Raw genomic sequence first — 14095 nt, 5'->3', positions numbered from 1 at the left:
TATCCAAAGCTGTTGGTTTAGTTAATTGGGAACTGGCATAGGTACAAAGTCCAGAATCGGCATTGACGTTGATTGCGGTTAAAGTTGCAATTGTAGGATTTTGAGAATCAACAACTGTTACAGTGAAATCACAGTTTATAGTTGCATTAATTCCATCAGTTACAGACCAAGTTACCGTAGTTATTCCTTTATTAAAAACGATACCATTAAGACTAGTTCCGGTTCCAGAAGTAGCACCGCTTAGTTCATAAGTTAAAGATGTTACTGCACAATTATCAGTAGCCGTGGCATTGAATTCTGTTCCAACCGCGGTATAGGTACAATCAGCAGTATTTACATTTCGATCAGCGTTTGTTGCTATTGGACAACTAATATCAGGTACTTGATTGTCAGAAACCGTTACAGTATAGGAACAGGTAGCAAAATTGCCTGCAGCATCTTCAACTCTATAATTTACAGTTGTGATACCTAAATTAAATATTTGAGTGCCCAAATTATTAATACCAGTTGCGGCAGAAGCAGCAGTGGTTGCTCCAGCAAGAGTCCAAGTTAATTTAGTTACGCTACAATTATCTGCCGTTGTAGGACTTATTGTTGCTACCGAAGCGGTACAAGTGCCAGTGCCAACATTCAGATTTAAATTACTTGGGCAGGAAATAGTTGGTGTAATATTGTCAAGTACTGTAATAACCACAACTTTAGAATCGGTATTTCCGGCGGCATCAGTGGCAGTTACGGTCACATTAATAGTTTCATTATGAACAGCGGCTTGAGTAGCTCCTGCAAGAGGAGTTTGCGAAATGGTTATTCCCGCACAATTATCAGTTGCAGAAGAGCCATCGACAAGATTCGGAATCGTTGCGGTACAACTTCCACTAAGAATTACTTCTTGATTGGCTTCGGGAGTTAAAACGGGATTGCTAGTATCAGTGATATTAAAAGTTCGAGTTTCAATATTTGTTGCCAAAGTCGCAGTAGTAACTTCAAGGGAAACTAGATACTGACCAATTGTTGACGGTGTAAAAGAGGTCGAAGTTGTTTTTGCGCTACTATCTAAGGAGCCAGAAATTATAGTTGTATTTAATCCATTGGGATCTCTGAGGATCCATTTATAAGTAACACCAGTATCTGTACCACTGTAACCACCGGTTAAATTAATTGTTGTACAAGTACTAGAGTTTACAGGATCAGTAGCAGGGTCAGTGATATTAACATTTACATTTCCTGCAGAAGGAAGGATTTCTCCTAAAGTGTATATTTTTGACGCCCCAGTTAAACAGGTTGGATATAGTCTAGTGTCAATGTATATTTCATCAGTAATTGTACAACTTCCGGCGAAGTTCCCGTTGTTTTCTAAAGTTATTATTGCTGCAGAAGGAAGGTTAAGTCTAACTTTATTTGAGCTAAATTTTAATGATCCTTCATCTATATTTAACGAAGTTGTATTTAAATTAATTGTATTAGGTAGTGTATTAGGATTTAAATTTAAAGTGCCTTTTACAATTACATGCCCCATTGAGGTAGTGGAAAGATTAGATGAAATTATTATTTCATGTCCGCTTTGTATAGTTACGGTATAAGTACCTGGGTTTTCTCCTGGATAAGTTGATGCAACAATCCAATTTGACCCATCATAGGTCTCCCAAGAAGTATTGGAACTCCAATCGGAAGTAATGCTAGTGTTTGATTGAAAGTCACCAGTTGATGATTGACCGTAGCTGAATAAAAAAGATATAAATAGGAGGGGTATGAAAAAGTATTTTTTTGCCATAAAAGTGTCACTTTTGAATTAAAAAAAAGAATAATTTTTTAAAATATATGTAGAAAAAGCTATGAAGATTTGAGGGATAAAATGATTTTTATTGTTTGTTCATTTTTTTTTAATAAGAAAAACTAATGAATTTGTTGCTTCTGAAATCATTTTATTAAGTTTTAAATGTAGAATGTAAGGCTTATATGCCAAAAAGATAGATTTTTAATATGGGTTTTGTTTATTTATTTTTCTTTAAACCGATGAAATGAATATTTAATCGATAAACTACTTGATTTAGTAATGTTAATTTCTTACAAAATAGTTTTTCTTTTAGAATTGAGCTCAAAAAAAACTGTCTTTTTGGACAGTTTTTTTGAGCTTAAGAACTTTTATTCAAAGCTTAGGGGGTAATTGTTTTTTTACTGAAATCCCCATTTGTAGTTTTTAGTTTTACAATATAGATCCCTGAAGGCGTATTTTTTATTGGGATTTGAATGCTATTCTATTTTCTTTCTTTTACAGCCCAATTTGCAATGGATTTACCCAACATCTTAAAAAGGAAAATTTTGTCTACCGTTACTTCGAGAAAGTTGTTTTCTATGTTGAGTGTTTTGTCAGAAAAGCGTAAAGAGAAACGACTTTTGTATTCTCCAATAGCTAGGGAAATTGTAAAAGGATTATCTTTTATGTCATAATAAATACTTGTCAGGTTATCGCACAAATAAATTGGTAGGCTTTGAGGTATATTTTCTAGCTCATCAATTTTGATAGTTGCGTTAGCTGTATTTACAACGATTAGCCCAAAAGGAATTATTTGGTCATTATTAAAATTAGGGACTGCCTGAATCACAAACTTATTATCATCTAATTCCCAATAGATATCATTTTTACTAGTGACAAACATCGGGGCATCGTAACCAATGTCAAATTGATTCGAAGTGTTTTTCTCAACGCCAACTAATAGTTGTCGATGCGATCCAGTAGTGCTTTCAAACCCTAGTCTGACTTTTAATCTGATGTCTTTTTCGTCTTCTTTTGATTTAGTGTTTTTAGTCTGTTTTATGAATAGTGAATTACCAGAACTTTTTCTTTCGAATTTTCTTTGGCTGTTTTTAAAACTCAGAGTTCCACCTTGAACTATTGTTGTAGTTGTACGTACAGTGGAGTTTAAAGAGGCATTAACAAAAAAGCCTTGTCCTACGGGTATATAGACTGTATTGCTAGGTGTAATATCATAAACGCAACCATTTAAAAACATGGTAACCGCATAGTTATATAAACCAAGAGACAGTGGGGTTTCTGAATGCGTAATTGTGTTTCCAATTACGTTTTGGTTCTCATCAGTCCATACAATACCGGGTCCTGCGGGATGAGATGGTGTTTTTATTTGATCTAAAGCCGATGTGCTATTTATTGTAGTTCCTTTGAATGTAAATTTTATTCTCAGATCTTTTTGTCCAACATAGTCCGATATATCATAGGTTCTTTTTTCTGTCAAATTTGCTTTGCGTAGGGACAAAAAAAACTGCCTTTTAGGGCAGTTTTCTGTTTTTTTTCAATGTAAGTATCCATTTTATGGAATAATAATTTTTTTGCTCAATTCTCCTGAGGAGGTATGAATTTTTGCAATATACACGCCCGAGCTTAGGTTTTTAAGGGGTAGCTGGATATTTTGTAGCGATTGATCCTCAATATCCCATGTTGCAATCAATTGGCCATTCATATTATATAAAGTTACCTTTTTTAGACTTGTTTCTTGTGAACTATTATCGATTAAAAAAACATTTTTCCCCTGAAGGTGACTCATTTTTAGGTTTTTAGGTTTTTTATTTTCTTTTACCTCTTTCTCTTTTTTATCCTTAAAACATAATGAAAATCGATTGTTGTTTTCTCCCTTTGGAATCATCACTTCAAAACTTTCATTGCGTATATTATGATAACTTTTGTCAGTGTTGTCATAAATAAATATATTTTGATTTTTGTCGAAATTTTCAAGTTCATCAAGCATGAATTTTACGTTTCCGGGAGTATCAGCTTTTACTCCAATAGGGTAAATAGCATTCTCATCAAAAAAGCCTTCACCTTGAATAACTAATTTGTTTTCTCCATTCAGAAAATACATATCATTAGGAAAGGTGTCAAAATTATAAGCGTCATAGCCATAATCCATTCCGCTAGTCGCATTTTCATTCATAAAACCAATCAACACTTGGCGATGATAGTTGTTATTTGAATTGAACCCTAGACGAAGTTTCTTAAAAGTATCTTTTATTGATGTAGCACTATTATTGTTTTCTCCTCCTTTTTGCTTTTTTATATTGTGTGCGAATTTAAACATAGTATTAGAAACCTCAATTTCATTTTCTTTGTAGAAAGCTCTTTGACTATTTTTAAAAGTAATAGTTCCGCCAGATCCTGATTTTCCACTTAAAAAGAATCCTTGCCCCACCGGAATAAATTGTTCAGGTATTTTGGTGCTAGATCCTAGGCCGCTAATTAAAGGTGGAGATACAGGAGGGACTCCATCGGTTAAATTTCTTACAGCATATCCGCCTTGATAATCTCTTAAAACATGAGTATTATTGGTTGTGTAATGTTCCCAAAAATAGAGCGAGCCATCTATAGAATCTAAATTGTCATTGATAAATGCTTTGGAATCCAATGCTGAAGGATAAGGGTTTCCAGCCAATAACAATTGGCCTGAACTGACAGTGTTGGCTGTTATTGTTCCGTTATTTGGTTTTCCAACAAAAGTATAGTTTTGAGTAGTTCCAGCAGCTCCACTGCCTTTTAAAGTAAAACCTTGTCCAACTCGAACCGAACCAGTTTCGCCAACTCGAACCCAGTTTGCATATGCGTTCGCATAATTGTCAAATTTGTAGATCCAATAGCGGGCTAGGCTGATTGGAGATGTGGGTGATCCATCATAGCCTGCGACCCATTTTATAATGGCTGGTGAAGCTGGATTAGTTCCATCTCTTAATACACTCGCAACAGTATAATTGGTATTGTTGGCAGTTGTGTTAATAGGGCTAACTGGAGAACTCCAATAATTATAATTGTATTTGTTCGATTGTCCTTGTTGATCCCTTTCAAGAGAACCGCCGCTGTTTGGTTCTAATAAGCTTCCTTCAGTTTGTATTAATTGCGATTTTCCAACTAAGTCTATCTTGCCATCAAGTTTTAAATATTTAGAAACCTCAATTTTCGAATCATTAACAGCGCTTATCATATTGCTGTTCACCAATAGACCTAAAACAGTTTTGTTTTCAGTAGAGCTAATGTTATGAGCCGTTTTAACGATATTCCAATCTATTCTTGTTACACCATCTATTGCTAAGCTATTAGGAACATCCCAAACGTCATAATACGTCCAAGTATCATCTTGTGACCAGTCTTGTCCGCTAACTCTTGATGTATAAGGCAAAGGTGCTGTGTCAGGTTGTTGCGTACCAATATTTCGTAATTTTCCATTTATAGCTGATACAGATTTACCTAATACATATCCGTCAACTATATCATTGGTAGGATTCATTTGGTAATAGCCATCTAAATTAGTCCAAGTTAAATCAGGAATGTCTAATGGTACTATTGCTCCTTTGACATTTCCGCCATTGTTTTGTATTTCTTGGTTCATCATTTGTCTAATTTGATCAACTGTCAATTCTACTTTCCAAATACGTAGCTCGTCCATCCATCCATTAAAATAGTTGAATGGAACTCCATTAGTTTGGTCCATCGCTCCTAGTATACAATTTGCGTTATTAAGTATTGGATTAACTCCATTAACTGCATTTTGTACTGATATTCCATCAATATATAACTTATAAGCTGAACCATTATAAGTCACAGCAACATGATACCATCTATCCGTATTAATAGGATATTTGGAGGCAATTGTTTTACCATTATTCCAGTTAAAGGAGATAATGTTATTTACCAATTTTAAATCGTACCCATTTGCTGTACTTGAACCTAGGCGTTTAGATAAAATAGTTTGTTTATTTCCACTAGTCACATTTGATTTTACCCAGGTTTCTATACTGAATGAACCAGAATTTAAACTATAATTATTTTTAAAAGTAACGTTGTCGTCAATTCCATCAAAATTTAAAATATTACAGTTGGCAAAACTTACCAAGACATCATCAGTTGTTTCGCAATTGGTAGTCCATCTTAATGTATATTCACCAATATTTGGGCTGTAGAATTCTGAAGTGGAGCTAGAAACATTCGAAAAAATTTCACCACCTCCTGCAGGCCCACTAACGATTGACCATACTCCTGTTTTTGCTGTTGATGCTCCCAAAGTAACAGATTCTCCTCCGCAAGAAGCAATTTGATTCGGACCGGCCATACTAGACAAACAAGAGCTTGCGTTTATAGCTACTTTAATTGAACCAGTAATTGGTAAATGACATATACTTTCATCATAACCTTGAAAAAAATATTTAGTAAACTGTAAGCCTGAAATGGCACCTGTACCTTTTATAGTTCCTGTTTCTAATGAGACTTCGGGACTACAACCAGCCATTAATATTATATCACAATCAGTTGTTACATCTAGGTTAAAACTTAAATCGGCATAAACATATTCAGGATGACCAGGTGTTACAGGTAGTGTGCCTAAATTCCAAATAATTTTATTTGTGGCTGAATCAAAATATGGTGTATTGGGGGTTGTAAACCCATTGTATGTATTATATGTTATAGCTCCTCCAGGATTGAATATTGCTGTAGCAGGAATGGGGATTGAAATTATAGTATTGTTTGTAGCTTCAGAACCTTCATTGGTAATATCTAGATTATAATTAATGGATTCTCCAGGGGATACATTTAAAACCGGGGGATTAGGGACATTATTGATTGATGTTACACTAATTAATCCCTTAGGTTCCGGAATATAGGAGTCTACAGACATGGCAAAACCGAAAATAGTGTATACTTCATAAGTGGAACCAAATCTAAAAGTGGTGGAAGTTTGATTGTTTCCTATAACTGAGTTACTAGTGTTTGGAATTGTAAACATACTGAAATCAACTCCAGTGTTATTTTGTAAAATGGGGTTGCTTTTCCCGGCAGCCGGGACTGGGAATATAGAAGAGTTGAAGAAATTAGATGTTGTGTTGTTCGCGTGGCTTAGTGTCAAATAGTTAGTAGTATTATAAACAGCTGGATTTGCATTAAGTTTTTGTACAGCTAAATAATCACTTCCTGAATTTGTAGCTACATCACCTTCAGCTGCCATTACGCCCAGTTTCATATTTACGGGCCCGGCTCCCACAGTAGTGAATCCTGAAATAGGAATTGTTCCGTATTCACCTCCTCCAGAACGTTGTCCATTTACGTAAGCGTAACCATCGAAAAGAGTTACAGCACGACTTTTCATTACAGGGTTTTCATAAACAACAATCATCACCCAGCCTCCAGAGTAACCCGGGTTATTGTTTGTTCCTTCCACTAATGCAATATCAGCAACAGTATAGGCCCCTGGTCCATTAGATTTTACATAGTCGGTAACTTCTTGATAACCAATAAAAATACCGCTTTGAGAAGAACCAGGAAAACGAATGTCAGTATTGGCTCCGTTTGTTTTTGCGGTTATTGTAGTATAAATTGTGGCAGATGGACCTTTTAGTGAAATAGAGTTCTTATTGTAGTTTTTTGTGACTGAATTTTTCGTAACCGAAAATGATTCGTTATTATCATTGGATTTGCCTGTCCAATAAAGCCCTGCATAAATGACAGTAGAACAATTTTGACTTGCGCTATTTTCTCCTGAATTTGAAAGTTCAAGTGAAGCCATAGATGAATTTAAAGTTGTAGGGTCACTATCAATATCGACATAGTTCATGAACCTACTTTCATTATTATAATTGTCTCTATAATTTGCAAGAGTCAAGTTAGTGTTGCCCAGCATTGTAAAATCTCCTTTTACATTATAAATTGTTTGCAAAGGAGAAGCGGTGGAAGTTCTTTGCGAAAAATCGACCTGTGGCGTAGTTAATGATTGGGCTTTTATATTTGTGGATACAAGCGAAAATAATATTGCTACTATCAACAAGTATAATTTTGAAATTGTCTTTTTTAAGTAAAGTTTTTTCATATCTATTCGTAACTATAATATCTTTATACTATTCAATTCGGTAGATTAAAAGTAATAAAACATTTAATTAAATCCGATTAAAGGTAATTAAATTCGATTAAAAGTATCAAATAACAAAGAAAAGTAAGTTAAGTAATATAAAACAATAAGTGTGTTTCTATAGCCCCCTAATTTTGATTTATCATCAAAAAATAGCTTGGGAGCTAAGAGGAATTGGAGTTCGTGACCAAGGAAGTATTTTGTATATTAGTCGAAGTCGTATATCTAAGAAATAAAGCAGATCGTAGTATTTTATTTCTAGAAATAAGACAATAGTAAATTATTGTATATTTCCTTTCGAAATGTTTTTCAGCCTTAAAAATGGGGGTTGGAATTGAAATAAAGCATTTTAAAATTTTTAAAGAAGGCATATATTTCTTAAGGTCAAAAAGAAATGTAGAAAGAAACACGAATATTGACGTTAAATTTTTCGACAAGTAGTACTGGAAACGTATCATTTATTCCAATAAATTTTGATAGGAGTTTTATAAGGAACGATCAGAAATAACACAGTTGTTTGCAGATTCCTCACTCTAATTGTACTCCTGTTCAAAAAATATTTTCACTTTTGAAAGTGCTATCAAAAAATAGTAAGTAATTGTTGTTTAAGGGTTATGAATTAATTTCCCTCCTAATTTCAGCCTCTTTTTTGCCTTACAATGGTATGTTTTATTAAAAAGCGTGCGGTTTGGTGTATTGTTTTCGCTTTTACTTTCTGTCTGACTCAATTTATAATATTTCATAAGCCGCTATAAATAGCGGAATGCAAAAACTAGTACCAAGGTATAATCCAGGCAGTTGGAATTATCTTTTATACTTTACCATTAAAAGGGTTAAAGCCTTTTTTAAGTTGGTTGATTGTTGCTAAGAAAAGGGGTGAGGGTAAATTATCCCATTCAAACCATTCCCATTGGGTGCATTTATCGGGTTCCATTAGTTTCACTTCACCGGAATCAAAATCAGAGATCATTGTGATTGTAATATAATGTTTATGTTCATTTTCAAAAATATCGTTGGTAATGGTTCCGAAGCGAAGATTCTTAATTTCAATCCCTACTTCTTCTCGAACTTCTCTGCGGGAACATTCCTCCCAGGACTCCCCAAACTCTAAGTGGCCCCCAGGGTAGCACCAGCTTCCTTCGCCATGTGCATTTTTTCTTTTACCAAGGAGGATTTTGTTGTCTTTAATTACAATTACTCCAATACCAACTTTGGGTCTGTTTTCCATTTACCGTTTTTTTTAATTGGTCGACGTTTTGTAGCATAGCGATGGGCCGGCTTTCTTGTATAGCTGTTTATAAAGAGAATGAATAGTCTGTAATTTAGGGATTCATTTTATTAAAAGTTTCATGGATCACCTCTGGTGTTGCTTTTGCCATTATTTCACTAAAACCAAAGGTTAATTCTGTTTTGCCTTCTTTCATTTGCTGGAATACTGCGTTTACAAAATCGGAAACAGCTGGCTGGCCATCATGTATTCCTTTGCCACCAAGGTCTGTATTTAGTGCTGGTGGTATCATTTCAATTACTTCAATATTCTTTGATTTTAGCATGTGCCTTAAGGAAAGTGTAAAGGAATGGAAAAAAGCTTTTGTAGCACAGTAGGCAGGCACTTTTGATAGTTGAACAAAGGCTAAACCGGATGTTACGTTGATAATAGTGTCTAGGGACTTTAAATTAATAAAGAGTGTTGTTAAATGAACGGGAGCTACTACGTTTGTGTTAATCTCATTTGTTGCCTTTTGGTAAAAGTCAGTATCTGAAATCGACATCCAATTTTGAATGCCGGCATTATTTACCAGAACATTTAAGTCTGGATGATTTTCAGCAACCCAATTGTAGAGAGTGATACGTTCTGTTTCAACTGATAAATCACACACTTTTGTAATAACAGTTGGATGCTTGCGGGCAACATCTTCTAGTATGTCTTTCCTTCTGCCACATATTATTACTGTGTTGTTTTCATTAATAAATCGCTCGGTAAGCCCTAAGCCAATTCCACTAGCTCCTCCGGTAATTAAAATTTTGTTGTTTGTGAGTTTCATCTTCTCTTTTGTTTTTTTTACAATTAATGAGTCTTGTTTCTAGCTATTGACCACCAATTTGTATTTATATTTTATTGCGTCATGTGGCATCTTATTTTGGGGAAACTACATGCAAAATAACATTCTTAATTCATTTCAAATATACATGACTTTTATTACAACGTTATAATTGGATCGAGATAATTTCTTTGATTTTGAACTGAAGGAGGTGGCGTATTTTTCCTATTGCATTTTTCATTGGCGGTCGAGGGCTTAGTTAGTGAATTTACTTTGTAAGGGAGCAAGGAATAACCAGACGAACGGATACATCCTAGAGCGGGGGAGGAGACTTCTTGGAAGCAGAATAGATAGTAAGGAAACGGTAAATTAGATAGCCATATGACCTAAGTTAGGATTAGATTTGAGTAATTTTACAAAAAAGGGGTTAAAACAATACGTCTTATCAAATCAATTTTATGCAAACTCAGAATTCAAATATACAAATCAGGCAAGAACTCGTAAACAGTATCGTACATGGTTTTGGAATTATTTTTGGTATTGTAAGTATTCCTATCCTAATCGCATTTGCCATTAAAAGTGATAACACTTCTGGTATTATTGGTGCGGCTATTTATGGCTTTTGTTTTTTACAACTTTTTACTTTTTCTACACTCTACCACGGAATTCAGCATGCTCAGGCAAAACGCACACTTGAAATTCTTGATCACATCAGTATTTATTTCTTGATAGCGGGTACTTACACACCGTTTTTACTAATGTATATGCCTAATTCTTTTGGTATAACCTTGCTATCGGTTTTGTGGGGTCTTACCGTATTGGGCATCATTTATAAGATTTTTTTTATAGGAAAATGGAAGATTTTTTCTACGATAATTTACATAGGAATGGGTTTGATTATGGTTGTTGGCGGACGTACTTTCTTTGAAAGTATTCCCTCTAATATCCTGACAATGATCCTAATTGGAGCCGGACTTTACCTTATAGGTGTTGTTTTTTACTTGTGGAAGAAATATCGGTACAACCATGCTGTCTGGCACTTTTTTGTGCTCGCAGCTGCTGTTTGCCATTACGTAGCCATTTTAATGGCGGTTGCGTCCAATTGATTCTAAAATGAATTCGGTTGTTTGTCAGAAAACAAAAGAGTCAAGCTTAATGGTGGCAATGAAGAGGTTAATTGTAAACAAAAACCAATTGATATTCGATTAAAAGGAAGTTCGAATTCCGACGTAGGATAAACCAAATATTAGAAAGCGGCAGTGATAAGAAATAACTATCTTATAATTATGAGTTATTTTTTTCGTTTTTAGGTAATTCAAGTTATCAAATAGGATGAGGACTGAATATATACTAAAGTAGATAAAAGATGATATTGACAACTGCCAAATTCAGTTAGAGAGGAAGTGCTGTAGTACTGAAAATTAGGTTGGGAGTTATTGTCTAAAACCAAATAAAATTGCTATTGCTCCTCTACAATAGCTGAACGATAGCGTTCCGTTGCCTTTTGTAGGTTTTCTGAAAGGGATTTTAGCCAGGTCATGTGATTGGCAATCAAATAAGCTTCCTGAAGACCATGAAGCGTTTCGGTATCTAATTCGGTGTGTCCTAATCTAATATTTTCATCTCGCAAATTTGATAATTGCTGGTATTTACCCAACAACTTTTCCTCTGCATCTTCAGCAGGTTCTTTAGCGACTTTTTTCTTTATTTGAGTATCATCTAAACTATCGAATGACATCTGTAGCGTATTGGAGATTTTTTTGATTAGTACATTAAATTCTATAGAAGCAGGAGTGGTTTGATGATTACTGATAAAATTACCAATGGATGCGATCGCAGAAACCATCGTCTGGTTAAGCGTCACAATTTCATAAATCAGTTGAAATTCTTTCTGTTTCGATTTTGGGTCTTGGGTTAATCGCTGGAAGGCAGCATTTAAATTACTGATAGCAAGAAATGCTTCTTTGCGTGCTAAACTATAGGATACTTTGTTTTTTGAAGAATTTTGATACAGCTCTTGTGTTGCTAAAAGATATTCTTTGTTCCTTTTTAAAGCGTTCAAAAGTACCTGTTTTAGATTATTGGCTTCCCAACTTGGCAGAAGTATATAATTAGCAACGACAGCGATAGTGGCTCCAATGATAGTGTCGATGACGCGGTATTGAATCACTTCAAAGGCATCAGGATTGATTAAGGAATACACAAAGATGATGCTAATGGTTATTAATGCGGCGGCAAACTTATAATTCTGCTGAATCAATGCAAATGCGAATACCAATGAAACAAATGCCAATACTGCATAAACCACTACATTTTGAGTAAGCAGCACAATACCAACAGCAATTGCCGCACCAATGAGTGTGCCGATGATACGATCTTTGGATCGCTCTTTGGTTAGACCATAGCTAGGTCGCATAATAACAATGACGGTCAGCAAAATCCAATAGGTGTTTTGGATTTCAAAAAGAAAGCCTAACAGATAGGCAAATACTACTGCAATGGTAAGGCGCAATGAATGTCTAAACATCGTGGAATCCAAACTGAAATTTTCAACAAGTACATTTAGTCTGTATTCTTGAAGCGTTAAAAACTGACTCGAATCCTGTCTTTTTAAGGATACTTTAGAAGCCTCTTTGACATTGGCCATTACACGTCTAATAGCTCTGATTTCTTGTAGCAGTTGCTCTTGATAATCGTATAGATTTTTCAATACTAAAGCACCTTCACGCGCTTCAGGTAATTTGACGGTATCGACGTAATTTTTGATAGATTCGTTGGCTTCTGCTAATGCACTTAATAGACTATCTTTATTTGGTATTTTATCTTTTTGAATCAATAATTCAGACAAACGGATGAGGTGGTTGCCCATGATTTTGCTCAGATTTTTGGAAGCTCTTAGAAATTCTTTGTGCTCGCCAAAAACAGTATCGATCATTTTATAATCCAAATGTTTAGCTTCTATCAATTCGAAGATATTAATAGAAGAGAGTAAGATTAATAGTTGCTTTTCTTCATAATGTGAACGTCCGGAACGTTTACGTGCGGTAAGCAGTGTCTCTCGGAGTGTTTCCTGCTTTTCGTTGATTTGATGTTGCAGGACTAAGCTTTGTTTAAGGTATTTGTCGCGCTCGGTTTTCTTTGTTAATAATTTGGCTCGTATTTTTAGGTATTCACCAATAAGGAGAAGCGTATCTGACAATAGTTGATTCTGATCTTTTACAGGCGCAAGTTTTTGAAAAATAAAGGATACAACTAAATACCAAAGACCTCCAACTCCCATTAAGGCAACTTGAACTAGAATATCATACGCTGTTTCTTTTTGAATGGCAATTGCTATTACCATTGCCAATAAGCCAGAAAAGGATACTAAAGACGCTCTAAAACCATAAACCGAAAGCAGCGACACAGCAAACGTAATAATTGCAAGCGCGACCAATAAAAGGGGTAGGAAAGGTTTTGAAAATAGGATTAAAGCTGTAATAACCATTGTTAATCCAATACTGACTAAAATGGCATTGACTTTACGTTTGATACTTCCCGGAATGTCGCCTGGCGCATTTAAAAAAGCACCGACGACAATAGCTAGAGCATATTCAAAATACCCTAAAAAATAGAGCACTGTAAGTGGTACAGCAATCCCAAATCCAATACGAATTCCTCGGTCAAAGCTGGAGCTTTTTAAAAATAATTCTAATTGTTTGATTTTTTCTTTCAAGCAGTTTTATAATTTTATTCTAAAGGTAGAATAATTGTGGTGAAGTATGGTCTCGTTAGCTTATTTTAGTTGGTACATTTTAAAGAATCGCAGAATGTAAATTGGTTGTATAAACCTTTTAGAAGTAGACTGATTTCCCACATTATTGCCAATATCCAGCTCTGTTTGGTCGTCTTTTTTGAGGGAGTTCACTTTTCTCTTTGTAATTATCTTTAAGAATTTTACTTATACCTAACAGCAAACAATAAAAAAAGCTAAAAAGGAATCTTTATATTTTCGACGATATAAAATGGCTTGTTTTTCTATACCATTAAAGTCAGTCGATATTTCGTTTTTAGACGGAGCTCTAGAAATTAAAATATTTGGCTAAACAGAAAAGGCATCCATGAAAAACTATATTTCATTTATACCTTTTTTGCTTAATGATTGGTGATATTTGA

8 protein-coding genes are annotated in these 14095 nt (G+C 34.7%); 1 reads left to right on the top strand and 7 read right to left on the bottom strand.

Features of this window, described 5'->3' with window-relative positions; translation table 11 throughout:
- From HJ01_RS16990 to HJ01_RS16970, 6 genes are all read right to left on the bottom strand, one after another.
- A partial coding sequence (locus HJ01_RS16990; protein ID WP_040474117.1) for an HYR domain-containing protein occupies positions 1-1771 on the bottom strand: 1771 nt, incomplete at its 3' end.
- Positions 1772-2153: 382 nt separating this feature from the next.
- A complete protein-coding gene (locus tag HJ01_RS18095; protein ID WP_410500983.1) occupies positions 2154-2243 on the bottom strand; it encodes a hypothetical protein in 90 nt (29 codons plus the stop codon).
- Positions 2244-2255: 12 nt separating this feature from the next.
- Positions 2256-3272: a hypothetical protein gene (locus HJ01_RS16985; RefSeq protein WP_007139749.1), complete on the bottom strand. Its 1017-nt coding sequence runs from the start codon at positions 3270-3272 to the stop codon at positions 2256-2258.
- Between the two features lie 54 nt (positions 3273-3326).
- On the bottom strand, positions 3327-7814 hold the full coding sequence (locus HJ01_RS16980) for a LamG-like jellyroll fold domain-containing protein (protein ID WP_007139748.1): 4488 nt from the start codon (positions 7812-7814) through the stop codon (positions 3327-3329).
- A gap of 895 nt (positions 7815-8709) precedes the next feature.
- Complete coding sequence (locus HJ01_RS16975) at positions 8710-9126, bottom strand: nucleotide triphosphate diphosphatase NUDT15 (protein ID WP_007139745.1); 417 nt, start codon at positions 9124-9126, stop codon at positions 8710-8712.
- A gap of 94 nt (positions 9127-9220) precedes the next feature.
- A complete protein-coding gene (locus tag HJ01_RS16970; RefSeq protein ID WP_007139744.1) occupies positions 9221-9943 on the bottom strand; it encodes an SDR family oxidoreductase in 723 nt (240 codons plus the stop codon).
- 455 nt (positions 9944-10398) lie between these two features.
- On the opposite strand from HJ01_RS16970, the gene trhA reads away from it, so the two are divergent.
- Complete coding sequence (gene trhA, locus HJ01_RS16965; protein WP_007139743.1) at positions 10399-11046, top strand: PAQR family membrane homeostasis protein TrhA; 648 nt, start codon at positions 10399-10401, stop codon at positions 11044-11046.
- Between the two features lie 353 nt (positions 11047-11399).
- On the opposite strand, the gene HJ01_RS16960 is transcribed toward trhA, so the two are convergent.
- On the bottom strand, positions 11400-13655 hold the full coding sequence (locus HJ01_RS16960) for an FUSC family protein (RefSeq protein WP_007139742.1): 2256 nt from the start codon (positions 13653-13655) through the stop codon (positions 11400-11402).
- Between the last annotated feature and the right edge of the window lie 440 nt (positions 13656-14095).

The sequence above is a fragment of the Flavobacterium frigoris PS1 genome (genome assembly GCF_000252125.1).
Taxonomy (GTDB): domain Bacteria; phylum Bacteroidota; class Bacteroidia; order Flavobacteriales; family Flavobacteriaceae; genus Flavobacterium; species Flavobacterium frigoris_A.
The sequence above is the reverse complement of the archived record's forward strand: the minus strand, read 5'-3'. Positions and strand labels throughout refer to the sequence as shown.

Bases quoted from the DNA above. Each gene is read 5' to 3' on its own strand.
- HJ01_RS16975 (WP_007139745.1), bottom strand. From the start codon at position 9,126: ATGGAAAACAGACCCAAAGTTGGTATTGGAGTAATTGTAATTAAAGAC.
- trhA (WP_007139743.1), top strand. From the start codon at position 10,399: ATGCAAACTCAGAATTCAAATATACAAATCAGGCAAGAACTCGTAAAC.
- HJ01_RS16970 (WP_007139744.1), bottom strand. From the start codon at position 9,943: ATGAAACTCACAAACAACAAAATTTTAATTACCGGAGGAGCTAGTGGA.